Below are 25,383 nucleotides of genomic sequence, written 5' to 3'. Positions count from 1 at the left end.
CGTCCCATGAAGGCTTTCGCTTATCACAGACCTGACAGCGTCAATGCCGCAGTGGCACTGTCGTCTGCCAACGAAAACGCCTCGGTTCTGGCCGGCGGCATGACGCTTGTACCGACCATGAAACAACGTCTGGCGACTCCCGACCACATTATCGACCTGTCCGGCATTGCCGGGCTGATGGGCGTGTCGATGGATGGCGGCACACTCGTCATCGGGGCGCTGACACGTCATTCTGATGTTGCAGCTTCGGCGCTGGTCATTGAGAAAATCCCGGCGCTCGCAGCGCTCGCGGGACGGATCGGGGATCAGCAGGTGCGCAATCGCGGGACGATCGGCGGTTCGATCGCAAACAATGATCCGGCCGCCGATTATCCCGCAGCGGTATTGGCGCTTGGCGCCGATATCGTCACCGACCGGCGCAGCATTCCCGCCGACGAATTCTTCGTCGATATGTTCGAGACGGCACTGGAACCCGGCGAGATCGTGACATCAGTGCGATTTCCGCTGCCCGATAGCGCGGCCTACTGCAAATTTGGCAATCCGGCGTCGCGCTACGCGCTCGCCGGTGTGTTCGTGGTCAAGACCGGCGGCACGGTGAGGGTGGCAGTGACGGGGGCGGCGCCGGCAGTGTTTCGCGCCTCTGATATCGAGGCCGCACTCACCGAGAGTTTCACTGCTTCAGCGCTTGAAAGGATCTCGATTGATGCCTCGGGGCTGATGTCGGATATCCACGCTGACAGTGAGTATCGGGCGCAGCTGGTCATGGTCATGGCCCGTCGGGCCGTCACCATGGCTTCCAACCCGGGTTAGCTTTTCAGAAACAGTAGCTTCATCGCCCGAAAAGGCAAGAGAGCGAACAGACAGCGAGCTACGCAAACGGCGGGGCGCGGAAGGGTGGCTTTGCGCGCGTTTCCGCCTCTTTGACAGAACCGATCCGGCGCGATCCTTACCGCCGGTCGAACATCAACAGTGATCGCAGTTTCTGCGGAGGGCATGCCAGGTGCAACAAGACCAGCAAGACGAGGACATCCCGGGATTCGCCAATCTGGACCAGGCGCAAAAGGATGCTGCCTACAACAACTCCCTGGCTGTGTCCGATAGCCCTGAGCGATTACTGGACTGGGAGAAAAGAAGTTCGGTCTGCCGGGAGTTGCTGTCCTCGCGGCTCGATGTCCGCTATGGCGATAAACCGAACAACCGCTTCGACTATTTCCCTTCGGGTGAGCGTGATGCGCCGTTGTTCATCTTCATTCACGGCGGTTACTGGCAGCGCAACAGCAAGGAAATTTTCGGTTTCGTATCCACGGGACCCAGCGCCAATGGAATCAATGTTGCCACAATCGGCTACACGCTGGCACCTGCCGCGAGCCTGTCGGAGATTGTCAACGAAGTGTTCCGCGCCATCGATTGCATTGCCGGTCTCGCCGAGGAGCTGGGTTTCGATGCTCAGCGGATCTTTGTCGGTGGCTGGTCCGCCGGCGGACATCTGGCAGCACTGGCTGCTGATCGGGCAATGGTTCAAGGCGTGGTTTCAATCAGTGGTATCTTCGATCTGGAGCCCATTGCGCTAACCTATCTCAATCATGATCTTCAATTGCAGACCTTCGAGATACAGACGTTGGCGCCGATCCGAAATCTGATCAGGCGCAATGTGCCGATGGTTCTGTTCGTTGGCGGCAATGAACTGCCGGAACTGCAGCGCCAGTCACGAGACTACCAGGCCTTGGCGCGGACGGCGGGCCTTGATGTCGAGATGACAGTGCTGCCAGGCCTCAATCACTACACCATCATGGAAGAGCTGGCGGCACCCGAAGGGCTTCTGACCCGAGGATTGCTTGAGCTTGTCGCCCGCGCCGGCAAAGCCTGACTTCCAGAGAGTAGACTTGCGAAACACGACGGTGGCCGAACCGCGGGCTTGGCCGCGATATCGATTTGAAGGACATTCCAGGTGGAACTGAGCGACAACATTCGCATCGAAGCGCCGATGCAGACGGTCTATGATGCGCTGAATGACCCGGTCGTGCTGATGGCCTGCATTCCGGGATGCGAGGAACTGGTCAAGAGCAGTGACACCGAGCTGGAAGCCAAGGTCGTTCTCAAGATCGGTCCAATGAAAGCGCGCTTCAGCGGCAATGTCACTCTGGATGTAACCGGTGCCCCGCAACAGTTTTCCATCAGCGGTACTGGCAATGGTGGCATTGCCGGCTTTGCCAAGGGCGGCGCTGAAGTCGTGCTAAAGGAAGATGGCCCCGCCACGTTCCTGAGTTATGTGGCGACTGGAGAGATTGGCGGCAAGATGGCGCAACTCGGCAGCAGGCTGGTGCAAAGCACCGCCAGTAAATTGTCAGGCCAGTTTTTTGCACGGTTTCGGGAGACAGTAGAGGCGGGTGCCGCGCCTATCAATGAATCTGGTCTTCTTGAGTGAAGGCCAGCAGGAGCTGGAATTTCCAGTCTTCCAAGCTCCTGCTGGCGAATTCACAGATAAAGACTACTGTCCAAGCTCGAGTGATTTGAGATAGGCAATCGAAGCCGGGATCTTGGATTTGTCACGGATTTCGACGATCAGGCGCGGATTGGACGACAGTGCACCGAGAGCGGCAAAGACCGAGTTCCAGCGAATGATTCCTTCGCCGAGGCTCCAGTGGCGGTCTGCGTAACCATCGGCGTCCTGCAAGTGGACGTGTTGCAGCAAGTTGCCTGCTGCTCCGACATAGTAATCGACCGGAGGGGCGCCGGTGGATCCATGCGCGTAGCAGGCATGACCAGTGTCGATCGACACTGCGATGGCCTCTGAGCCGAAGCTTTTCACCAGCTCCACACGGGCATGCGGATCGACGTCCTCGATGTTTTCCACGACCAGAACGCAGCCCATGTTTTCGGCGCGCTTGACCACGTCGGCAATGGTGTCATGTGTGCGCTCAACGACCGAGGCGCGTGCGTTCGGCAGGTTGTCGAGATTGTTGTAATCCCATGTCGAAAAAGGCGAATGAATGACCATCTGGTTGGCGCCGATCGCCTCGCAGACATCCAAACCCTGGTGAAACCGCCGGCGAACGATGTCGCGCACATCAGGATCCTGTGACGCAATGTTGAAGCCCCAGAACGGACCGTGAATGCCGATACGGCCTTCGTGGCCGTCGAGCAGCTTGCGGCCGTGCGCAGCCGCAGTCTCCCAATCGCCATTGAGCAGATTGGCGTCAAAGAAGTCCTGAATTTCGATGTCGCGCGGCAATTCACGCATGAAATCATAATGGGTTTCATAATTGGCGATTGTCATCGCCGCGCCGATTACAGGCAAATCACTCATGGTCTGACCTTCTCTTTATTGGGCGAGGTCAATCGGGCCCCGCATGCGCGATCCGCTATACCGCCGGTCATGCGACAGACAGATATCAGAACCGTGACGGATCGATGAAGGTTGATGGTCAATCACATTTATCGCCGCCTGTAGCATGGCTGTCGCATTGCGGGCGCATGGTTGAATGAGGTGACAAACAGGAGACGAAAGCAGTGTCAACCAAAGTCGCGCGTGTGGTGATCGTTGTATTTGACGGGCTGCGGCCCGACCGCATTTCAGAAGAGCTGACGCCCAATTTGCATCGCTTCGTGACTGGCGGGCTTTGGTACCGCGAGGCGCGGTCGGTATTTCCCTCCATGACCCGTGTTGCCACCACCAGTTTTGCAACCGGATCACACCCGACCCAACATGGCGTGGTCAACAACGCCTTTTTCCATCCGGCAATCAGCGGCGGGGAGCCCCTCGACACGTCACGCGCGGCCCATATCAGAGCTGCAAACGCCTGGCACGACGGTGAGTTTGTCGAGGCCAAAGGCATCGGCTGCGCGCTGGCTGCTGCTGACAAGCGATTGGCTGTCGTGCATTCGGGATCCGCCGGATCAGCCTGGCTTCTCAATCATCGCGCCAGGGAGCATGGCCACTGGACGTTTTCTATCCATGGAAGGGATCACACGGATACGCCCGAGGCGGTTGATCAATCTGTCGAACGCTTTGGTCCGCTTCCCGCCGGGAAATCGCCGAAGCTTGATGAGGCAACCTACGCCATGCGCGTGCTGACAGAGCTGGTGTTGCCTGAAGTGCAGCCGGATGTCGCCATCATATGGTACTCGGAACCCGACACATCCTATCATTTTCATGAGATCGGCTCTCAGGAATCTGACGTGGCGACTGCGCACGTCGATGGTTGTTTCGGCAAGATCCTGGACGCTGTCCACGCTTCCGACCATGCGGACGAAACCCTGCTGATCGTCATGAGCGATCATGGCCAGATCTCGACAACAGCTGCATTCGATCTCGTTGGTGCGCTCAAGGAAAAGGGCTTTGCCGCCGGGTGTAAGGCAGAAGCGGGTACGGATGTGCTGGTGGCACCGGGATCCGCTGCCGGATTGACGCTGGTCTCTCAGGATAGGACGCGGCTGAAAGCCCTCGGATCCGCGCTGATGGATATGCCGGAGACTGGACTTTTGTTCTGCGGGGCTGACGAGAACGGAGAGCCGCTAGTCGATGGTGCCTTTGACCGAGCTCTGGTCGGCGCTGATCATTCCCGCTCGCCGGATCTTTACTGGGTTGGACGTTCTTCGATTGAAGCTGATCAACATGGTCTGGCTGGCGCCGGCATTTATACAACCGGGGTCAATGTTCCTGTCGGAGGCGGCATGCATGGTGGCCTTAATCCCCACGAGATGAACACGCTGCTTGCTTTTGGCGGCGCGGGCATGCCCGTAGCCTGCGTCAATGATCAGGCGAATTTGACTGATATCGTTCCGACTGTTCTGGCCCTCATGGGAGTTGACCGCCCGGTGACGATGACGGGCCTGCCGCTTGACGCAGTAATTGGGGCGCAGGCTCCCGAACCACGCCAGGTTCGTCTCGAGGCCGGGGCAGGTGAATTCAACCAATTCCTCTTGCTTGCCGCCGGTGACGGGCGGCAGCGCATGCCCTTCTGCGGCGGACGCATCTGAAAACGGTCTTCATCGTCAGGGGTGCACTGAGTGTGCCGGTTCCCGTGACTGTTAATTGTCATGAAAAATTTACGAAGACGAATCCTGACCGTCACATCCCGCCGTTACCAGTCGGGCTGTCTTCGGGGCTGCAAGATGACCCCGAGCGAGATCATGAGATTTGCAATCACGCACAAATGCGAAGTTGAGGAACGGAACATGACCCACAACCGCAAGCTTAAGGGCGCCATGATGATTGGCGCATATCTCCTTGCAACCACCATGCTCACTATGCCCGGACAGGCATTTGCTGAGGAGCGCCCGGAAATCACTGTTGCTGTCCAGCAGATCGTCAATGCCGGCGCGCTTGATGTGCTTCGCGAGCAGTCCAACGTCGGAGCCCGGGTATTCTACTCCATTTTCGAAACCCTGATCGACTACGACCGCCAGAACCCCGATCTGCCGCAGAAGCCGGGTCTTGCCACCGAGTGGAAGCGGATTGACGACAAGACCGTCGAGTTGAAGCTGCGTCCCGGCGTCAAGTTCCACAACAGCGACATCATGACTGCCGATGATGTTGTGTTCACGTTCTCCAAGGAGCGTTTCGGTCTTCTCGACGAGCAGGACAATGCGCGTAAAGACGGCAAGACGCTTTTCACCGCGAGCGCCAGCGCAGCTGTTGGTGGCAAGGTTCCGCCGGCTGAGGTTGCAGCCGTGGCCAAGCGCGCCTGGCCCAATCTCGACCGAGTTGAAAAAATCGATGACATGACCGTTCGTTTCGTCTCGTCCGTTCCCGATCCGACGCTTGAAGGCCGCATTTCCCGCTACGGCGCTGAAATCTTGTCCAAGCGCGCCTATGAAGAGGCTGACTCCTGGCTCGCCTTTGCCCAGAAGCCAGTCGGGACAGGACCTTACAAGGTTGTCGAATTCAAGCCTGACAACATTCTCGTCCTTGAAGCCCATGACGACTACTGGGGTGGTACACCGCCGATCAAGACCCTGCGGTTTGCAGTGGTTCCGGAAGTTGCAAGCCGCGTGAACGGCCTTCTCTCCGGCGAATATGATTTCATCACCGATCTGCCGCCGGACCAGATCAACACTGTTGAATCCAATGCCGCGTTTGAAGTTGTCGGCGGCCCGATCCTCAACCACCGTCTGATGGTGTTCGACAAGAACAACGGCCCGATGCAGAACGTCAAGATCCGTCAGGCGATGACCCACGCGATCGACCGTGACACCATCGTCGAGACCCTCTGGGGTGGCCGGACAACAGTTCCAGCCGGTCTGCAGTGGTCCTACTACGGCGACATGTTCCTCTCGGACTGGACCGTGCCGGAATACGACATGGAGCTGGCGAAGAAGCTGGTTCAGGAATCGGGCTACAATGGTGAGGAAATCACCTTCCGCGTTCTGAACAACTACTACACCAACCAGGTTTCGACGGCGCAGATCAATGCCGAATCCTTCCGTCAGATCGGTCTCAACGTGAAGATCGAGATGAAGGAAAACTGGCAGCAGATCTTCGACAAGGAAAGCGGCCCGCGCATGATCCGCGACTGGTCGAACTCGGCTCCGTTCCCGGATCCGGTTTCCTCGATCGTCAACCAGCACTGCCAGAACGGCCAGCAGCAGCAGGTCGGCGAATGGACCAATGAAGAGTTTAACGCGCTTTGCATCAAGCTGGAGACCTCGACCGCTCTCGAAGAGCGCCGTGCAGCCTTCCGCCGGATGCTGGAAATCGCCGAGCGCGAGGATCCCGCCTACACTGTCATGCATCAGAGCGCGATCTTCTTTGGCAAGCGCAAGGACATCGAGTGGAACTGGTCCGGTCTCCAGTCGATGGATTTCCGACCTGCCAATTTCAAGGTCGTAGCGCCAGGCAACTGATGCCACGGGGCCGGGGTGCAGATGTGCGCCCCGGCCCTTTTTCTTTGTCAACGGAGAACCAGCCAATGGAAACGCTTCTGTCAATCAAGGATCTGGCGATTGATTTCGACCAGGGAAAACGCTTCGTCAGAGCGCTTCACGGCGTAAGTCTGAGCGTTGCCAAGGGCGAGGTTCTTGGCGTCGTAGGCGAGTCGGGTTGCGGCAAATCGATTACCTGGCTGGCGGCTCTGGGGCTTTTGGGAAGCCGGGCGCGGATTTCGGGTTCGGTCCAGCTCAACGGGCAGGAAATTGCAGGTGCTGCCGAAAATGACATGTCCCGCCTGCGCGGTGGACGCATTGCCATGATCTTCCAGGACCCCTCCAGTTCTCTCAATCCGGTGCACCGCATCGGCAGGCAAATCACCGAGGCGCTCAAGTTGCACCGCGGCTTGACCGGTGCTTCGGCCACCGCAGAGGCGGCCCGTCTTCTGGACCGGGTCGGCATTGCCAATGCGACGCGCCGCTTGCGTGAGTACCCGCACGAAATGTCCGGTGGCATGAATCAGCGCATCATGATTGCCATGGCTCTCGCAGGCGAGCCCGACCTGCTGATCGCCGATGAACCGACTACCGCGCTTGACGCAACAATCCAGGCGCAGATCCTCGATCTGTTGACGGAATTGCGTCGCGATACCGGTATGGCGCTGGTTCTGATTTCGCACGACCTCGGTGTCGTTGCCGACATGAGCGACCGCGTGGCGGTGATGTATGGCGGCCGGGTGATCGAGGAAGCAGATACCGGCTCGCTGTTTGACAACCCCGCCCACCCTTACACCAAGGGGCTTATTGCGGCGCTTCCCGATATTGATGGTCCCCGCCGCCGTCTGGAATCAATTCCAGGAACAGTTCCGGCTCCCGACCAACTGCCGCCAGGCTGCAGCTTTGCGCCAAGGTGCGCGATCGCCAGCAAGATCTGCGATGCCAGGATGCCGGCATTCCTGCCTTTTGGCGATTCGCACAGCCATTTTGCCGCTTGCGTTAAATGCAGGGACGAGGTGACGACGGAAGCCGCACTTCCTTCTGAGGTCAAGCGTTCGTTGGTGCCGGCATGAGCGGCCTGCTGCAGGTAAACGATCTCAAGCGGCACTACGAGGTGCATGTCCCGGAGGGCCTGTTTGGCCGGAAGGCTTCGCTCAAGGCCGTCGATGGCGTGTCCTTTTCCATTGAAAAAGGCCGCACCCTTGGCCTGGTCGGTGAATCTGGCTGCGGCAAGTCGACAACGGCCAAGCTGGTGCTGGGCCTGATTCCGGCAACTTCAGGAACGGTTGAATTCGCCGGAACACGCGTGACGGCCCGGCACGATGCCCATTGGCGGGCGCTGAGGCGCCGGATGCAGATGATCTATCAGGATCCGCTTGGCGCTCTGGATCGCCGTCTTCCGGTGATAACCCAAATCGGCGAACCCTTCGAGATTCACAATCCTGAAATGTCGGCGGCAGAGCGAACCGAACGGTCTGCACTCTTGATGGACTCTGTCGGGCTCAGACCTGACATGGCCATGCGCTATCCGCACGAGCTTTCAGGCGGGCAGCGTCAGAGAGTGGTGATTGCGCGGGCGCTGGCGCTGGAGCCGGATCTCCTGGTTTGCGACGAACCGGTTTCCGCACTCGATGTGTCGATCCAGGCGCAGGTTCTCAACCTGCTTGATGATTTGCGTGAGCGCACCGGATTTGCGGCTCTTTTCATCAGCCATGACCTGAAGGTCGTGCGTCAGATGTCTGACCGCGTTGCTGTCATGTATCTCGGACGTATCGTGGAAGCGGGCCTTCCGGAGGATGTCTTCCGACGTCCCCAGCATCCCTACACAAAGGCCTTGGTCTCGGCCATTCCGACACCTGCACGGCGTGGAAAACGCGAGCGCATCGTGCTTGAGGGAGATCCTCCGAGCCCGGTTGATGTGCCGTCGGGCTGCAGCTTTCATACGCGCTGCCCGATCGCGCAAGCCTCCTGCCGGAACGAGGTTCCTAAACTGGTGGAAAGTGGCGGTCATGCAGTGGCCTGTCATCTGGTTAATGCGGGCGCCGCGCCTGCGGTTCAAGCAGCGGAGTAGAGACCATGGTTCAGTATCTCTTGATGAAGATCTTCCGGGCGCTTATTACCGTCACGCTGATCGTTTCTGCAGCATTTGTGGTGCTGCGGCTGTCGGGGGATCCGGCGATCATCATTCTCGGGCCGGAAGCTCCGCCCGAGGCCTTTGCAGCGTTCAGGAAGAACTGGGGCCTCGATCAGCCGATCTGGGTGCAGTACTTCAAGTATTTTGGGGCCGTATTCCATGGCGATCTGGGCAACTCCATGCGCGACGGGCGTTCAGCGCTTGTCGTGGTGGGCGAGCGTATCCCGCTCACTCTCGCCATTACGCTGCCCGCACTTTTCATCAAACTCTGCATCGGGTTGCCCGCCGGTGTGACGGCGGCGCTTTATCGCAACACCTGGGTGGACCGGCTGATCATGATGGTGTCAGTGGCCGGGTTTACGGTTCCCAGCTTCGTGCTCGGACTTGTGCTGGCAATGATATTTGCGGTTTGGCTGGGCTGGCTGCCGTCGGGTGGGTCGGACACCTGGGCGCATGCTGTGCTTCCAACCGTGACCATGGGTCTGGTCGGCGCTGCTGTGATTGCCCGGTTCACACGGTCAGCCATGCTGGAAGTGCTGGGACAGCCCTACATCCGGACGGCTTCGGCCAAGGGATTGCTGTGGCGTGATGTCGTGCGCAACCATGCGCTTCCGAACGCTGCGATCCCGACACTGACGATTGTCGGTTTTCTGGTCGGTTCGCTGGTGGCCGGCGCGGTTGTGGTGGAAAGCGTGTTTTCCTGGCCCGGCGTCGGGCGTCTTCTGGTCAATGCTGTAGCCAACCGCGATCTTGCGGTGGTTCAGGTGATTCTGCTTCTTGTTGGCCTGACCATGGTTGGGGCCAATCTTGCCGTCGACATTCTCTACGGGATCGTCGATCCGCGTCTCCGCATCAAACGGCTTCAGGCCGGGAGCTGACAATGACAATTGACACCACACCGAATCTTGAACCAGCCAGGCCAGCCGAGACCGGCGGCAGTGTATTCACATCAAAGAGCGGGCTTCGTGCGTTCTTCGAGGCCTGGCCGCCATTGGTGCTCATAGCGCTTCTCTGGATCGGTCTGATCGCCGTGGTGGTTATTGCCGCCATGTGGATTGCGCCTTACGACTTCATGGCACTGGATCTGCGGGCCCGGCTCATTCCTCCCGTCTTCATGGGCGGCACATGGGCCCATCCGCTGGGAACCGACGAGCTGGGCCGTGATGTGTTGTCGCGTCTGATCGTCTCGATCCGCATATCGATGATCATTGCCTTCCTGTCGACCGTGATTGCCGCTATCGTCGGGGTGACGCTCGGGTTTGTCGCAGCATATTTCCGCGGGCGTATCGAACAGGTCATCCTGATGCTGATTGATGCTCAGGCCGCCATGCCGTTCATGATCATCGCACTTGCCGTTCTGGCCTTCCTCGGCAGCTCGCTGATGTTGTTTACTATCCTGATGGGGTTTTACGGATGGGAGCGGATCGCCCGCATTTCGAGGGGGCTTGCGATTTCCGCCAATGAGCGCGGATACGCGACTGCCGTGCGTGATCTCGGCGCGACGCCGTTCCGGATCTATTCGCGGCACATTCTGCCCAACATTGCTTCAACGCTGATTGTCTCCCTGACTCTGAATTTTCCGGAAGTGATCCTGCTGGAATCCGGTCTCTCCTTCCTGGGCCTCGGCGTGCAACCGCCCATGACCTCGCTCGGCAACATGGTGGGTTATGGCCGCGATTACATCCAGTCAGCCCCATGGATCATGCTGGCGCCAAGTGCTGCGATCGTTGTGACGACCCTGTCGATTTCGATTCTCGGCGACTGGATGCGCGACAAGTTTGATCCAACTCTCGATTGAGAGAGCCTAAATACAAGAAAAGGGCGCCGCTATCGTGACGCGCCCTTCAATGCTCATGAGACGGCTGGCGGAACTTTGCCGCCCTTGTGCTGGTGCGCCGTCAATGATGGCCAGATGACAAGTGCGCTTTGCACAGCGTTGTCAAACTCACGCTAAATCCGCCAACCTCCCGTTTCCCAAAAGTAGATGCCAGACCAGTTCTTGCCCGAATTCAGAGAGCTCTCTGACCGGCTACAACCGTTTGTCGTTCGAGCTCAGTTGACATAATGGCATATTGACATATCATTAGTTTTATTGGTGTCGGGAGCGGCTATGAAAACGACAAAATCAGGTCATTCGGGTGAGTCCGAAGCAGGGCGCGAGCGATCCGCTGTGCGGCTTGATCCGAATGCCCGCGTGCCGCTTTACCACCAGATTTTTCTGATCCTGCGCAACCGGATCTTCGGCGGCGAAGTCCAGTCCGGAGAACTGGTGCCAGGCGAGCAGGAACTGGCTGCCGAATTTCATGTTTCTCGCATTACTGCCAAGCGTGCTCTGAATGAGCTTGCGAGTGCGGGCCTTGTGGTTCGCGAACGTGGCCGCGGAACGCGTGTGACCCATCGGCCCAAGGCGCCGGCTGTGACATCATCTATCGAAGGATGGCTTGAAAACATCTCGCTGATGGGTGTTGCGACAGAAGCCCGTGTGCTTGATTTCGGTTATGTCGCGGCCAGCGAGGATGTTGCCCACGCGCTTGAGATCGAGCCCGGCACCGACGTTCAGCACGCCGTGCGTGTCCGCAGCCTTGATGGCGAGCCGATGTCCTATCTGGTGACCTATGTGCCTGCTGATATCGGGCGGCAGTATGATCGCGAGGACCTCGACACTAAGCCGCTTCTGCTGCTCTTGGAGCTGGCCGGGGTCAATGTGGCGTCTGCTCGCCAGACAATCTCGGCCTCGCTCGCCGATTCTGAAGTTTCCAGCGCACTGTCCGTGCACGCCGGCTCGCCGTTGATCGAGGTCCGACGCGTCGTTCTCGACACCTCGGGCAGGCCGGTTGAATACATCCGGGTCCTGTATCGACCCGACGTCTATCGCTTCGAAATGTCCATGAATCGCGTTCGCGAGAGAGAAGGCATGCGATGGGCGACACAAACCTCGTCACCGGTCCCGGCCGGCGGCGCTGCAACAAATATAACCGGGGAACACTGAATCGACCGAAGGTCGACCAAACAGGAGGCGAATGATGGCTGATACGAAGACAACAAAAACCAATTCCGCAGGGGTTCGCCGTCGCGACTTCCTCGCAACAGGAGCTGCGGCTCTGGCAGTTGGCATCACAGGATTTCCTGCGATTCTGCGGGCGCAGGCCGCGCCGGTCAAGATCGGATTGATCCATCCGGTCTCCGGTTTCATTGCGTTCTCCGGTTCGCAGTGCCGCGCCGGTGCCGAAATGGCGATTGCCGATATCAACGCGGCAGGTGGCATCAAGTCGATGGGCGGGGCCATGATCGAGGCCATGCTGGCCGACAGCCAGGGCAAGCCTGACATCGGCGCAGCCGAGGTCACGAAGATGACCGAAGCCGGCGTGCACGGCATTGTTGCCGGTTACTCCTCGGCAATCTCGCTCGCCACTTCTCAGGAAGCAGCCAAGACCAATACGCCGCATGTTGTTGATGTCGGCGTTTCCGACAGTATCGTCACGCGTGGTCTCGCTAACACGTTCCGCTTCGGGCCTGGCTACGGCAAGGTTGCCGAGATGGCTGTCGCCAATCTTGACACCATCAACAAGGCTGCAGGTTCGCCAGCCAAGACCGCGATGATTGTCCATGAAGAATCGCTGTTCGGTACCGGAACTGCAGAGCTTCTGTCCAAGCAGCTTCCAGGCATCGGCATTGAAGTGGTTGATGTTATCAAGCACGCCAATCCGACACGTGATTTCACCAACATCGCGCTGCAGATCAAGTCGAAGAAGCCCGACCTGATCATTCCGGCCAACTACTATAATGAGTACGTGCTTCTGGCCCGCACCCTGCGCCAGCAGAAGATCGAAGCCATGGGCATCTATTCGGTGCTCGGCGGAGCGGCGTCGAACCTTCAGTTCGTCAACGAATTCCCTGAAGCTGCCGAGCTGATCATGGACTGCAATCACTGGTATGATCCGAAGTCGGAAGTTGCACTTGCGCGCCGCAAGGCAGCTGAGGCCAAGGGTCTGGTCTACACCTACGAAGTGTTCCTGGCATACAATGCGGTTGCCTTCCTTGCCGACGCCATCGATCGTGCCGGTTCAACCGATCAGGACGCCGTCAATGCGGCGCTGGCTTCCTCGACCTGGGATCAGCATGGCATGCCTTATGGCCCGACCAAGATGGTCAATGGCCAGAACGAGGGCGCGCAGCCTGTAAACACACAGGTTCAGAAGGGCGCAATCGAAGTCGTCTATCCGGAGCAGTTTGCTTCGGCCGAGACGGTCTTCCCGATGAAAATGTAGGTCGTCCAACCGACACCAACGGGCCGGGCTTTCAAAGCCCGGCCCGGACCTTTCCCATTCCGGACTGCGGGCCAGCATGCCAGACAGCGCAATCATCATTCCATCGATTCTCAACGGACTGACCACCGGCGGGCTCTATGCCTTGGTGGCGCTCGGTTTGACACTGATCTACGGCGTCTTGCACATCATCAATTTCGCCCACGGGGCGCTGCTGATGCTTGGGCTTTACGCGGTCTATTTCCTCAATGCCCAGTTCGGGATTGATCCCTATGTGGCGTTACTGATCGTGCCCCCGGCCATGTTTGCGCTCGGCTACGGATTGCAACGAGGCATTATCGGTCGGGCCAGCCATGGCCGGGATGAAAACATCCTGCTGGTCACGCTTGGTCTTTCAATCATCATTGAAAACCTGGCGCTGTTCTTCTTTCGGTCTGATACGCGGACTGTCGACACTCCCTATTCCTTTGACGTGATCGAGATTTTTGGCGCCTTTCTGCCCTATCCCAAAGTCGTTGCCTTTGTCGGTGCGCTGGTGACGGCGGCTCTGCTCTGGCTGCTGATGAGCCACACTGATCTCGGTCGCGCCATTCGGGCGCTGGCCAAGGAGCGCAAGGGCGCTCAACTGGTCGGCATCGATGCCGATCATGTGTTTGCGATGAGCTTTGGACTTGGCGTTGCCTGCCTCGGCGTCGCCGCATGCCTGTTGCTGCCAAGCTATTATGTCAATCCACAGGTCGGCGGCGGCTTCGTGCTGATTGCCTTCACCATTGTTGTTCTGGGTGGAATGGGGTCGTTCGTCGGCGCTCTTGTTGGCGGGCTTATCATTGGCGTGGTGGAAGCGATGGGCGGGCTCTTCCTGGGCGAAAGCCTCGGCCAGCTCGGAATTTTCGTGATCTTCATCCTGGTGCTGATTTTCCGGCCAACCGGACTGTTCGGAGCAAAAGCATGAAGTCCACCAACAAATTGCTTGTGCTGATCGTGGTCTTTGGTCTCATTGCGCTCGCCCCTCTACTGATCACGCAAGAGTCGCTGCTCAACATCGTGATCATGACGCTTTACGCGGCATTGCTCGGTCAGGCGTGGAACATTCTGGGCGGCTATGGTGGCCAGGTCTCGTTTGGTCACGCTGCCTATTTCGGAACCGGCGCCTACACAGTCGCGGTGCTGCAGATTCAGTTCGGCATTAATCCGTGGATAGGTCTGGCCGTGGGCGGTTTTGCAGCTTCAGCAGTTGGTGCGTTCATCGGCTTCTGCACGTTCCGCTACGGGCTGCGCGGCTCCTACTTTGCGCTGGTGACACTTGCTTTCGCGGAGGTGTTGCGAATCCTCTCGAATTCGGTCGATTTTACTGGCGCCGGCGTTGGGCTGTTGATCCCGTTGGAGCGGAGTGCAGCCAATTTCCAGTTTCTCACAAAGGCGGGGTTCTTCTGGGTGATCTGGGCGATGACATTTGCCGCCTTCCTGACTGTCTGGAAGATTGGCAATTCTCGCTTTGGCGCGCAGCTGATGGCGGTAAGGGACAATGAGGACGCGGCACGTGCGCTTGGCGTCGATGCTTTCCGCGTGAAGATGGGCGCGATCATGCTCTCGGGCTTCTTCGCCGGTCTCGCAGGCGTTTTCTACGCGCAGTATTTTCTCTATCTCGATCCGTACATTGCCTATGGCGCAGCAATTTCGGTCGAAAGCCTGCTGGTTCCGATCATTGGTGGCATGGGCACATTGTTCGGCCCGCTCCTGGGAGCTGCAGCCTTGCACGGTCTGTCGGAGCTTTCTCGCGCGGTGATCGGCGATGCGCCGGGGATCAGCCTTGTTCTGTATGGCGTCTTGCTCGTCATCATGGTGCTCTTCGTGCCGCGAGGGCTGGCCGGGCTCTCTTCCCATCTGCGTGTCGGAAAACCGGCAACTCCGAAGACTGAAGAGGGAAAGGGCCATGCTTGAGATTAACGGCCTGTGCAAGAGTTTTGGCGGACTGCAGGCGTCGCAGTCGGTAACACTGACAGTGTCGCAAGGCGGTATCACGTCGCTGATCGGTCCCAACGGCGCAGGCAAGACCACACTGTTTGCGCTGATAACCGGCTTTCATACGCCTGATTCCGGCACAGTCCGGTTTCTGGGCGAGGACATCACCGGCTTGCCGCCAGAGGCGATCGCAAAACGTGGCATGATCCGCACGTTCCAGACAGTTCAGCCCTTCGCCGGGCAGACCGTGCGGGAAAACATTGCCGTTGGTGCACATCTCAAGATCCGCGGCCGCACTGAGGCGCTGGCCAAAGCCGAGACTGTAGCCGGGCTGGTTGGCCTCGGTGACCGGCTCGACATGGATGCCGGATCTCTGACTGTTTCCGGACGCAAGCGGCTGGAAGTGGCCCGCGCACTGGCGACAGATCCGAAAATGATCCTGTTTGACGAGGTTCTCGCCGGGCTCAACCCGTCTGAAATCCGCGATGTGATCCCTGTCATCAATGCTATCCGCGATGCGGGTGTGACCATCTTGCTGATTGAACATGTGATGCAGGCGGTCATGAGCCTGTCAGATTACACCTGGGTGCTAAATCAGGGTGCCATCATCGCCGAGGGCCCCCCGCGCGAGGTGGTGTCAAATCCCGGCGTGATTGAAGCCTATCTCGGCAAGGGCATGGCGGAGCGTATTGCCAAGCGGGAGGCAGCCAGTGCTTGAAGTCAGCAATCTGCGCGCAGGCTATGGCGCGGTCGAGGTTTTGCGCGGGATCGGTCTTTCGATCAGCAAGGGCGAAATTGTCACCCTGCTTGGCTCGAATGGCGTCGGCAAGACCACGTTTTCGGCGGTTGTTTCGGGGCTGATGCAGCCCTGGAGCGGTTCGATCACATTCGAGGGCAAGTCGATTGCAGGCCTTTCGCCGCAGGCTATTGTCGACGAGGGGCTGATCCAGGTGCCGGAAGGCCGCCATGTCTTTCCGAATTTGACGGTGCGCCAAAATCTCGAGCTCGGCAGCTATCGGCGCGGCCGGTCCAACAGGTCCCGCAACATTGAACATGTGGCCCATATTTTTCCGCGTCTCAAGGAACGTTTCTCGCAGAATGCCGGCACGCTCTCGGGGGGCGAACAGCAGATGCTCGCCATCGGCCGCGGCATGATGGCTGAGCCATTGCTGCTTATTCTTGATGAGCCATCGATTGGGCTGTCGCCCTTGCTGGTCGAGGAGATGTTCACCCTGATCAAGCAGCTCAACACCGACGGGCTGACCATCCTGCTGGTCGAGCAGAACGTGCTGCAATCCATGGAAATCGCCGACCGCGCGTTTGTGATGGAGAACGGCGAAATCAAGCTCTCGGGTATCCCGGCTGATCTGATGGATGATCCGGAACTGCAGCGCTCCTATCTGGGGCTGGCATGATGGCGTCCACGCTTGCTCAAAAGATCATTGCGCGCTCCGCGGGCCTCGATAGTGTCCGTCCGGGCGATGTCGTGACGGCTCGCGTCGATCTCGCCATGATCCACGATTCCGGCGGCCCACGGCGCGTCGAGCCGATCCTGCAGGATCTCGGCGTCGGGCTGTTCGATGCATCGAAAGTTGTGTTGATCTCGGATCATTTCGTCCCTGGCGATACCGATGAAGGTGCGCGCATTCTCGAACTGACCCGCCTCTGGGCCAAGGAGCGCAAGGTCGCCTTCCACGACGGAGAGGGCATCTGCCATGTCGTGCTGCCAGAACGCGGACACTTGAAGCCAGGTATGTTGGTCGTTGGTGGCGACAGTCATTCACCGACCGGTGGAGCCTTCGGGGCTTACATGTTCGGTATCGGTGCTACCGAGATGGCCGGGGTTCTGGCGACAGGCGAGATCTGGCTCAAGGTTCCCGGAACCATCCTGATCGAATGGCAGGGACGACTTTCGCCCGGCGTGATTGCCAAGGATATCATGCTGGCGCTTTGCGGCCGGCTTGGCATGGATGGCGGGCAATATCAGGCGGTGGAATATACCGGCGAGGCAATTGCGGCGCTGTCGATGCAGGAACGCATGACGCTGTCCAACATGGCGGCCGAACTTGGCGGCCAGGTTGGACTGATCGCGCCGGATGCCACAACCGAGGCCTATCTCGAGAGTGTCGGCGGATCTGCTGGCGATTGGCACGGGCTTGAAACCGATCCCGGTGCAGAACTTGCCGCGCATCATGTCTTTGACGCCGCCGCACTCGAACCGCAAGTGGCTGCTCCTCATTCACCCGCCAATGCGATGGCTGTGTCCCACGCGCCCGATACGCAGTTTGATGTCGCCTATATAGGCGCATGCACCGGGGCCAAATACGAGGATCTCAAGGGTGCCGCTGCGATCCTGCGCGGCCGCAAGCTCGCGCCCGGTATCGCCCTGCGTGTCGCGCCAGCCTCGATGCGCGATCAGCAGCGCGCGGCTGACGAGGGCATCATGGCGGTATTCGAGGATGCCGGTGCGCAAATCCTTCCCAATGCCTGCGGGATTTGCGCCGGATATGGCAATGACCGGCTTGGTGAGGATGTTACCTGCATTTCCTCGACGGCGCGCAATTTTCAGGGCCGCATGGGTGCGGCATCCTCAAAGGTCTGGCTCGCCTCGCCGCTGACTGTGGCGGCTTCCGCCATCACCGGGCGCATCGCCGATCCGCGCGAGTTCCTGCGGGATGGGGAGGGCACTGTATGAGTGGGCGGATTTTTCTCCTCGGCGATGACATCGACACGGATCAGCTTGCGCCGGGCCAGTACATGAAGGGCGGTCTCGAGATGCTGGCTGCCCATTGCCTGGAATCGGCGAGGCCTGAGTTCGCGGGCACCGTGAAGCCCGGCGACGTGATCGTGGCGGGCAAGAATTTCGGCATGGGGTCGTCGCGTGAACAGGCGGCGGAAGCCTTGAAGCATCTAGGCGTTGCAGGCGTCGTGGCGCGATCCTTCGCTGGGATCTTCTACCGCAATGCGCTCAACCTCGGCCTGCCGGTGCTGGTCGCAGAAAATGTTGACGGCGTTTCCGATGGCGACGCCGTGGTCCTCGATCCAGTCGCGGGTGAACTGCGGCTGACAGACAAAAGTCAAACTGTCCGGCTCGAGCCGTTGCCGGACAATCTCAAGCAGATGCTCGCCGATGGCGGGCTGGTGCCGCATTTGAAAAAGCGCTTTGCAAAAGAGCGCGAAAGGGAGGCAGGCGCATGAGCCTGAAACAGAGGCTGGGCAAGGCGGAAATCCTGCTTGCACCCGGCGTATACGATGCCCTCAGCGGTTTGATCGCCGAACAGTCCGGCTCGGAGGCCGTCTATCTCTCGGGCGCATCCATCGCCTATACGCGCTTCGGACGGCCCGATATCGGACTGGTGTCGATGAGCGAGGTTGCCGATACAGTTGCAGCACTGCGTGACCGGATTGCGCTGCCCATCGTGGTTGACGCCGACAATGGATTTGGCAATGCGCTCAACGTTCAGAGAACGGTGCGCGTGTTTGAACGTATGGGTGCCAATGCGCTGCAGCTTGAAGACCAGACGATGCCCAAGCGCTGCGGTCATCTTGATGGCAAGTCGTTGATCTCGAAATCCGAGATGGCGGGCAAGATCCGCGCTGCCTGCGATGCCCGCCAATCAGAGGAAACGCTGATTATCGGCCGCACCGACGCCATCGCTGTCGAAGGGTTCGATGCGGCGATGGATCGGGCCGAGGCCTATGTCGAGGCGGGGGCTGATATGCTGTTCATAGAAGCACCGCAGTCGATGGATGAGATCCATCTTATTGTGGAACGTTTTGGTGGCCGCGTGCCGCTGATGGCCAACATGGTCGAGGGCGGCAAGACGCCGATCATTAATGCCAGCGGCCTTCAGGAACTCGGTTTCAGCTTCGTCATCTTCCCTGGCGGAATTGTGCGCGCAATCGCTGCGACCGCGCGGGACTATTACGCCAACCTTCTGGCATCGGGTTCCAACGAAGCCTTTCGCAACCGGATGTTTGATTTCGCCGGCCTCAACGGGGTCATTGGCACCGATGATCTGCTTGCCAGCGGCAAGCGCTATGATGGAGACACAGACGCATGACGATTGATCCGGTTACGCTGGCCATCCTCAAGGGCCGCCTGGAACAGATCGCCGACGAGATGGATGCAACCCTGTTCCGTTCCGCCTTCAATCCGATCATCGCAGAGGCGCATGACGCGTCTCACGGAATCTACGATGCCAAGACCGGCGACACGCTGGTGCAGGGCAAGTCGGGCCTGCCGATTTTCGTCGGCGTCATGGCCTTCGCGGTCAAGGCCGTGATCGATAAGGCTGCCAAGCAGGGCGGCGTGCATGAAGGCGATGTCTGGATCTTCAACGATCCCTATGACGGCGGCACACATCTGTCGGATTTCCGTCTGGTCAAACCGGTTTTCCGCGATGGCGAAGTGTTCTGCTATCTGGCTTCGGTTGGCCATTGGCACGATGTCGGCGGCAATGTGCCGGGCAATTACAATCCAGCCGCAACCGAATGTTTCCAGGAAGGCATGCTGATCCCGCCGGTCAAGCTTTATGACCGGGGCGAATTCCGGCAGGATATTGTCGATATCCTGTCTTCCAATTCCCGGCTGCCACTATCGCTTTACGGTGATCTCAACGGCCAGATCAATGCTCTGCAACTTGGCGAAAAGCGCATGAACGCGTTGCTCGACGAGTATGGTGACGGCAAGGTTGCCGCCTGCATGGGTGAACTGACGGCGCGTGCGGCGCAGATGATGCGGGCGCAGATCGCCAATCTGCCATCGGGCACAGTCTCTGCCGAGGATTTTCTCGACAATGACGGCATCAATGACGAGCCGCTGAAAATTGCGCTCGACCTGATCATCGATGGCGACACAATGGTGATGGATTTCTCGCGCTCGTCGCCGGCCTGCGCCGGTCCGGTCAATATTTCCAAGGCGACGACGATTGCCGCCTGTTACGTTGCGCTCAAGCACATCTTCGGCGATGTGCCGGCCAATGCCGGGGTTCTCGAGCCGGTCGAATTCCGAATCGACGAAGATTCGCTGCTATCTGTCCGCGCGCCAAAACCTGTCGGCGGCTACACCGAGACGATCCTGCGGCTGATCGACGTGGTGTTTCAGGCGGTAGCGCAGATTGCGCCCGAACCGGCGATGGCCTGCGCCTATGGCACGATCAACGCGCTGTCGCTCGCCGGTCATAGAGCCAATGGTCAGCGCTGGGTCATGTTCTCGTTCTTTGGCGGCGGCCACGGGGCTCACGGTGCCGGCGACGGACTCAATCACGGCAATGCGCCGATTTCGACCGCCACGATCCCGCCGCTGGAAATCCTCGAAGCGGCCTATCCGGTTCGCTTCACACAATGGGCGCTGAGGCCCGATTCCGGTGGAGCCGGTGAGTTCCGCGGTGGCCTTGGAGCGATCTATGAAATCGAGTTGCTTGAGAAACAGGCCGATGTCTTCCTGTTCGGCGAACGTGGGCGGTTTCCGCCGCCCGGTGTTGTCGGCGGCGGTGCCGGTGCCTTGAACACGTTCCACTATGAGCAGGCCGATGGCGAGCATGTGCCGCCGATGGCCTCGAAAATCGTCGGCGTCCATATTGATCGCGGCCAGAAATTGCGGCTCGAGACGCCCGGCGGCGGCGGTTACGGCCAGGCACTTGACCGCGACCCCGAGAGTGTCGCCCGCGACCTGCGCCTGGGATACATCACCGCTGAGCGCACCGAGGCCGATTATGGCGTCGTTATCGGGCCTGAAGGCTCGGTTGATGACGCCGCAACAAGAGTTATGCGTGCCCCGGAGACAGCCCAATGACGCGACCAGCATATGTAATCGGCGTTGATGTCGGCGGCACCTTCACCGATGTGTTCATTCTTGACGAGAGCAACGGCCAGGTGTTCACCGCCAAGGTGCCCTCAACCCGGGGCGATCAGTCGAAAGGCTTCGTCGAAGGGATTGCCAGCAAGGTCGATGATTTTGCCGACATAAGCACCGTCGTGCACGGCACCACCGTCGGCACCAATGCGCTGCTTGAGCGCAAGGGCGCGCGCACCGGCATCATCACCACCGAAGGGTTTCGCGATGTTCTGGAAATGCGCCGTCGTGACCGGCCGACGACCTGGGGCCTGAAGGGTTCGTTCACCCCCGTGGTGGAACGGCCGGACCGCGTCGAGGTGAGCGAGCGGGTGCTGGCCGACGGCACCGTGCTTGAGCCCGTCGACGAAGCTCAAGTCAAGGCGCGTGCTACCGAGCTTGCCGATGCGGGCTGCGAGGCGGTCTGCGTTTTCTTCATCAATGGCTATGCCAACAATGACAATGAAATGCGTGCCGTTGAAGCGGTGCGCTCGGTCTGGCCCAATGCCTATGTGACGGCTGCAACCGAGATCCTGCCCGAGATCCGCGAATTTGAGCGGCTGTCGACAGCGACACTCAACGCCTATCTGCAGCCCGTCGTCTCCTCCTATCTCGACAAGCTGGAAAAAGGCCTGGCCGCCAAGGGCTTTGCCGGCGATATCCTGATCGTGCAGTCGAATGGCGGCGTTATGTCGATCGATATGGCCAAGCGCTATCCGGTGAAGACGGCGCTCTCGGGTCCGGCTGCCGGCGTTATCGCAGCCACCGCAATCGCCAAAGCTGCCGGGTTCGACAACATCATCACCTGCGACATGGGCGGCACATCGTTTGACGTGTCGCTGGTTGCTAATGGTGAGGCGGCGCTGGCTGCCCAGACGGCCATCGATTTCGGCATGGTGGTGCGCACTCCGATGATTGAGATCACCACGATCGGTGCTGGCGGCGGGTCCATCGCCTCGCTCGACAAGGGCGGCCTGTTGCAGGTCGGTCCTGAATCGGCCGGTTCCGACCCCGGCCCTGTCTGCTACGGGCTTGGCAATGATCGGCCGACGGTCACCGATGCCAATGTGGTGCTCGGCCGCATCAACCCCGATCGCCCGATCGGTGGCAAGCTTGCGCGGCTTGATGTCGAGGCCGCGAGAAAAGCCATCGATACGCATCTGGCCAAACCGCTCGGCCTGTCCATCGAGCAGGCGGCGGAAGCGATCCTGCAACTCGCCAATGCCAAGATGGCGGGCGCGATTCGTCTGGTTTCTATCGAGAAGGGCCATGATCCTGCGAAGTTCTCGGCGATGCCGTTTGGCGGCGGTGGATCCTTGCACACCGGCGCGCTGATCAAGGAAGTGGGCCTCGCCTCGGCGCTAGTTCCGCGCTTTCCGGGCGTGACTTCGGCACTTGGATGCGTTGTGGCCGACATGCGCCACGACCGAGTGCAGACGGTCAACCGGCTGCTCGACCAGATTGATGCCGCTCAACTTGGGGCAGAGATGGTCCGGGTCGGCGATGAGACCGAGGCGCTGCTTGAAAGCGCAGGCGTCGCCTTTGCCCGCATTGACCGGGTGGTTGAGCTCGATATGCTTTATCTCGGCCAGACACACACGGTGAATGTCGCTATTTCAATTCCTGAAACGGGGCTGACGTCACAGGGGATTCGTGAAGCCTTCGAGACCGCCTACCGCGAGGCCTATGGCCGGCTGCTCGACGGCATCCCGATGCGGGTGATGAATTACCGGATTGCGGTGATCGGTCGCCGGCCGAAGCTGGACATGGCGGTGTTTGCGCCGGTCGACGGCAAACCGGCGGATGGCTGCCGGATTGGCACGCGCCAGGTGTTTGCCGATGGTGCCTGGCACGAAGCCGGTGTCTATGAGCGGCTGCTGCTCGCAGTCGGCGCCAGCATTGCTGGGCCTGCGTTGCTGGAACAGGCCGACACCACGATCTTTGTTGATCCCGGTCTGGAGGCTGTTGTCGATGCCTTCGGCAATCTTGTGATCACACCCAGAAGTGTTCAGGGAGCCTAGATCATGGCGCCTCATTCCTTCGACCCGAGCCGCACTGGCCTACTGATCGTCGATTTGCAGAACGATTTCATCCATCCGGACGGCGCCTATGCGCGCGGCGGGCAGAAAAGTGCGGATATCGCCGCTTTGCCGGCACGCGTTCTGCCGGTGGTCAAAGCGTTAAGGGAGAAGGGGGGCTGGATTGCTTCAACGCAATTCACGTTGGTGCCGGGGAAGGGCGGTGAGCCATTCATCTCGCCCCATCTCAAGCAGATCCGCCCCTTTCTGGCCAAGGGTGATTTTGCGCCCGGCAGCTGGGGTCAGGCGCTTGTGGACGAGTTGCAGCCTGCAGACCTTTCCGTCGAGAAAGTCGCCTATTCGGCGTTCTACATGACTAGGCTCGAATGGGTGCTACGCAAGGCCGGTATCGATACGCTGATGGTCTGCGGCATCGTCACCAATGGCGGCGTCGCATCGACGGTGCGGGACGCGCATGTGCGTGATTTCTCCACCTATGTGCTGAGCGACGGCTGTGCGGCGTTCTCGCGTGAGACCCATGAGCGAGCCATCGGTGATCTGTCGACGGTAGCAAAGGCCATGACCTGCAGCGAGGCGTCAGCGTTGATTGCAGGAGCCTGAGATGAGTGACGGCCGGATATCGCGAGACCTGCCAAAGACCGTTGATGCCGAGGCCGATGTCGTCGTCATTGGCGCCGGAGCCTGCGGGCTGGTCGCGGCCTTGCGGGCCAAAGCCGCAGGAGCCGAGGTTATCGTGCTCGAACGCGACGCTTCGCCCTCCGGCTCCACCTCAATGTCGTCGGGCTTCGTGCCAGCGCCTGCAACCCGGTTTCAGCGCGCCATCGGTGTCGCGGATGACACGCCTGAGCGTTTCGAGGCTGACATCCTTTCAAAATCCAAGGGCAAATCGATTGCCTCCCTCGCCAGGCTTGCCACCAATTCCATCGGTCCGGCGCTCGAATGGCTGGCTGACAGCCACGGGCTGGAATGGATCGTGCTGGACGACTTTCTCTATCCCGGTCATTCCCACCACCGCATGCATGCGGTTCCAGAAAAGACCGGTGCCGCGCTTGAAGCGCGGTTGCTGGCGGCGGTCGAAGCAGCGGGCATCCCGGTTGTTGTCGATGCGCTTGTCACCACTCTTTATGCGGAAGGCGAGGATCGGATCGCTGCTGTCGGGATCACCCGGCCTGACGGCGTAACGGAAGTGCTGGGCTGCAAGGCGTTGGTTCTTGCCTGCAATGGGTTTGGCGGCAATGCCGCGCTGGTGCGCCAGCACATTCCCGAGATTGCAGATGGTCTGTACTACGGGCATCAGGGCAACACCGGCGATGCGCTTGCCTGGGGGCAGGCGCTGGGCGCGCACGTCGACCATGTGTCTGGCTATCAGGGCCACGGCTCGCTGGCCCACCCACACGGCATCCTGATCTCCTGGGCGCTGATGATGGAAGGCGGCATTCAGGTCAACAGCGACGGCTCCCGCTTTTCCAACGAACATGGCGGATATTCCGAGCAGGCGGTGAATGTGCTGGCGCAACCGGCCGGCATCGCCTGGAACATCTATGATGCGCGGCTGCATGATTTCGCTCAGGGCTTTCCGGACTACCGGGAGGCAATGGCGGCGGGCGCCATAAGGCAGGCTTCTGATGTTACGGAGCTTGCCCGCGTTACCGGGTTGCCGGAAGCGGCGCTGGCAGGGACGCTCTCCGACGTGGCCCTCTATCGATCAGGCGAGGCCACCGATTCGTTTGGCCGCGATTTCACCGGCAAGGGTGCCTTGGCAGCGCCGTTCCATGCGGTGAAGGTGACGGGAGCTTTGTTTCACACCCAAGGCGGCCTGATGATTGATGATCAGGCGCGTGTCGTGCGTGAGGATGGCAGTCCGTTTGCCAATCTGTTTGCAGGTGGCGGTGCTGCCTGCGGGGTTTCTGGCCCAGAGGTCTCCGGCTACCTTTCCGGAAATGGGTTGCTGACCGCTATAGGGTTCGGCTTTGTCGCCGGGGCCTCCGCTGGGATGCTTGCGACGCCAGGCTTCACTTCTACACATCAGGTTTCATCTCGAGCCTGAGTGCCTGGAATCAGTCCTCATAACTTCCATCCGCAATACCTATAAAAGCGGCATCCCGAGTGGAGCGAATGGCTCCGGATCTGTTGCATCGCCTATTCAATTCCTTGCCCCTATGGTTCCAAGGCCGGCTAGCGGCTCACTTTGGATGAGCTAGTCACGCTGGCTCTCAAAAAGGCGCGTGTTCCAGTCACACCCTGGTTTTGACAGGCTAGGACGGTCCACGCGGTTCGCTACCC

23 protein-coding genes are annotated in these 25,383 nt (G+C 59.7%); 22 read left to right on the top strand and 1 reads right to left on the bottom strand.

The features are described 5' to 3' along the window. The first annotated feature begins 6 nt into the window (after positions 1 to 6). From WNZ14_RS01455 to WNZ14_RS01445, 3 genes are all read left to right on the top strand, one after another. A complete protein-coding gene (locus WNZ14_RS01455; RefSeq protein ID WP_342866838.1) occupies positions 7 to 810 on the top strand; it encodes a xanthine dehydrogenase family protein subunit M in 804 nt (267 codons plus the stop codon). Positions 811 to 1,000: 190 nt separating this feature from the next. Continuing rightward, on the top strand, positions 1,001 to 1,867 hold the full coding sequence (locus tag WNZ14_RS01450; RefSeq protein ID WP_342866837.1) for an alpha/beta hydrolase: 867 nt from the start codon (positions 1,001 to 1,003) through the stop codon (positions 1,865 to 1,867). An 81-nt stretch (positions 1,868 to 1,948) separates the two neighbouring features. Next, entirely contained in the window at positions 1,949 to 2,425 is a 477-nt protein-coding gene (locus WNZ14_RS01445; RefSeq protein WP_342866836.1) for a carbon monoxide dehydrogenase subunit G, read from the top strand. A gap of 63 nt (positions 2,426 to 2,488) precedes the next feature. On the opposite strand, the gene WNZ14_RS01440 is transcribed toward WNZ14_RS01445, so the two are convergent. After that, positions 2,489 to 3,307, bottom strand: a complete 819-nt coding sequence (locus WNZ14_RS01440) for a sugar phosphate isomerase/epimerase family protein (RefSeq protein WP_342866835.1) — start codon at positions 3,305 to 3,307, stop codon at positions 2,489 to 2,491. Positions 3,308 to 3,510: 203 nt separating this feature from the next. Here WNZ14_RS01440 and WNZ14_RS01435 point away from each other — a divergent pair, with 203 nt between their 5' ends. From WNZ14_RS01435 to WNZ14_RS01345, 19 genes are all read left to right on the top strand, one after another. Further along, on the top strand, positions 3,511 to 4,980 hold the full coding sequence (locus WNZ14_RS01435) for an alkaline phosphatase family protein (RefSeq protein ID WP_342866834.1): 1,470 nt from the start codon (positions 3,511 to 3,513) through the stop codon (positions 4,978 to 4,980). Positions 4,981 to 5,178: 198 nt separating this feature from the next. Continuing rightward, entirely contained in the window at positions 5,179 to 6,846 is a 1,668-nt protein-coding gene (locus WNZ14_RS01430; RefSeq protein ID WP_342866833.1) for an ABC transporter substrate-binding protein, read from the top strand. Between the two features lie 65 nt (positions 6,847 to 6,911). Next, the gene (locus WNZ14_RS01425; protein ID WP_342866832.1) at positions 6,912 to 7,937 is read left to right on the top strand and encodes an ABC transporter ATP-binding protein; all 1,026 of its coding nucleotides are present in this window, start codon (positions 6,912 to 6,914) and stop codon (positions 7,935 to 7,937) included. Beyond that, positions 7,934 to 8,935: an oligopeptide/dipeptide ABC transporter ATP-binding protein gene (locus WNZ14_RS01420; protein WP_342866831.1), complete on the top strand. Its 1,002-nt coding sequence runs from the start codon at positions 7,934 to 7,936 to the stop codon at positions 8,933 to 8,935. Before WNZ14_RS01425 ends, WNZ14_RS01420 begins: the two co-directional genes overlap by 4 nt. Positions 8,936 to 8,940: 5 nt before the next feature. After that, a complete protein-coding gene (locus WNZ14_RS01415) occupies positions 8,941 to 9,876 on the top strand; it encodes an ABC transporter permease (RefSeq protein WP_342866830.1) in 936 nt (311 codons plus the stop codon). Positions 9,877 to 9,878: 2 nt separating this feature from the next. After that, positions 9,879 to 10,796 carry an ABC transporter permease gene (locus tag WNZ14_RS01410; RefSeq protein ID WP_342866829.1) on the top strand — a complete coding sequence of 306 codons (918 nt, stop codon included), beginning with the start codon at positions 9,879 to 9,881 and terminating at the stop codon, positions 10,794 to 10,796. A gap of 312 nt (positions 10,797 to 11,108) precedes the next feature. Continuing rightward, on the top strand, positions 11,109 to 11,987 hold the full coding sequence (locus WNZ14_RS01405; RefSeq protein WP_342866828.1) for a GntR family transcriptional regulator: 879 nt from the start codon (positions 11,109 to 11,111) through the stop codon (positions 11,985 to 11,987). 34 nt (positions 11,988 to 12,021) lie between these two features. Next, positions 12,022 to 13,266, top strand: a complete 1,245-nt coding sequence (locus WNZ14_RS01400) for an ABC transporter substrate-binding protein (RefSeq protein WP_342866827.1) — start codon at positions 12,022 to 12,024, stop codon at positions 13,264 to 13,266. A gap of 76 nt (positions 13,267 to 13,342) precedes the next feature. Beyond that, positions 13,343 to 14,215, top strand: a complete 873-nt coding sequence (locus WNZ14_RS01395; RefSeq protein WP_342866826.1) for a branched-chain amino acid ABC transporter permease — start codon at positions 13,343 to 13,345, stop codon at positions 14,213 to 14,215. Next, complete coding sequence (locus WNZ14_RS01390) at positions 14,212 to 15,204, top strand: branched-chain amino acid ABC transporter permease (protein WP_342866825.1); 993 nt, start codon at positions 14,212 to 14,214, stop codon at positions 15,202 to 15,204. Before WNZ14_RS01395 ends, WNZ14_RS01390 begins: the two co-directional genes overlap by 4 nt. Beyond that, positions 15,197 to 15,943 (top strand): ABC transporter ATP-binding protein, encoded by a 747-nt coding sequence (locus tag WNZ14_RS01385; protein WP_342866824.1) that lies wholly within the window; start codon positions 15,197 to 15,199, stop codon positions 15,941 to 15,943. Before WNZ14_RS01390 ends, WNZ14_RS01385 begins: the two co-directional genes overlap by 8 nt. Then, a complete protein-coding gene (locus WNZ14_RS01380; RefSeq protein ID WP_342866823.1) occupies positions 15,936 to 16,640 on the top strand; it encodes an ABC transporter ATP-binding protein in 705 nt (234 codons plus the stop codon). The genes WNZ14_RS01385 and WNZ14_RS01380 overlap by 8 nt, the downstream gene beginning before the upstream one ends. After that, the gene (locus WNZ14_RS01375; RefSeq protein ID WP_342866822.1) at positions 16,640 to 17,920 is read left to right on the top strand and encodes a 3-isopropylmalate dehydratase large subunit; all 1,281 of its coding nucleotides are present in this window, start codon (positions 16,640 to 16,642) and stop codon (positions 17,918 to 17,920) included. Before WNZ14_RS01380 ends, WNZ14_RS01375 begins: the two co-directional genes overlap by 1 nt. Further along, positions 17,917 to 18,423, top strand: coding sequence for a 3-isopropylmalate dehydratase (locus WNZ14_RS01370; protein WP_342866821.1), 507 nt, complete (start codon positions 17,917 to 17,919; stop codon positions 18,421 to 18,423). Before WNZ14_RS01375 ends, WNZ14_RS01370 begins: the two co-directional genes overlap by 4 nt. Next, entirely contained in the window at positions 18,420 to 19,289 is an 870-nt protein-coding gene (locus tag WNZ14_RS01365; RefSeq protein WP_342866820.1) for an isocitrate lyase/phosphoenolpyruvate mutase family protein, read from the top strand. Before WNZ14_RS01370 ends, WNZ14_RS01365 begins: the two co-directional genes overlap by 4 nt. After that, a complete protein-coding gene (locus WNZ14_RS01360) occupies positions 19,286 to 21,022 on the top strand; it encodes a hydantoinase B/oxoprolinase family protein (RefSeq protein WP_342866819.1) in 1,737 nt (578 codons plus the stop codon). The genes WNZ14_RS01365 and WNZ14_RS01360 overlap by 4 nt, the downstream gene beginning before the upstream one ends. Then, the gene (locus WNZ14_RS01355) at positions 21,019 to 23,082 is read left to right on the top strand and encodes a hydantoinase/oxoprolinase family protein (protein ID WP_342866818.1); all 2,064 of its coding nucleotides are present in this window, start codon (positions 21,019 to 21,021) and stop codon (positions 23,080 to 23,082) included. The genes WNZ14_RS01360 and WNZ14_RS01355 overlap by 4 nt, the downstream gene beginning before the upstream one ends. A gap of 3 nt (positions 23,083 to 23,085) precedes the next feature. Continuing rightward, complete coding sequence (locus WNZ14_RS01350; RefSeq protein ID WP_342866817.1) at positions 23,086 to 23,700, top strand: cysteine hydrolase; 615 nt, start codon at positions 23,086 to 23,088, stop codon at positions 23,698 to 23,700. A gap of 1 nt (position 23,701) precedes the next feature. Next, positions 23,702 to 25,147: an FAD-dependent oxidoreductase gene (locus WNZ14_RS01345; RefSeq protein ID WP_342866816.1), complete on the top strand. Its 1,446-nt coding sequence runs from the start codon at positions 23,702 to 23,704 to the stop codon at positions 25,145 to 25,147. Positions 25,148 to 25,383: the final 236 nt, after the last annotated feature.

Source organism: Hoeflea sp. AS60 (assembly GCF_038900115.1).
In the GTDB taxonomy this organism is placed as follows: domain Bacteria; phylum Pseudomonadota; class Alphaproteobacteria; order Rhizobiales; family Rhizobiaceae; genus Hoeflea.
The sequence above is the reverse complement of the archived record's forward strand: the minus strand, read 5'-3'. Positions and strand labels throughout refer to the sequence as shown.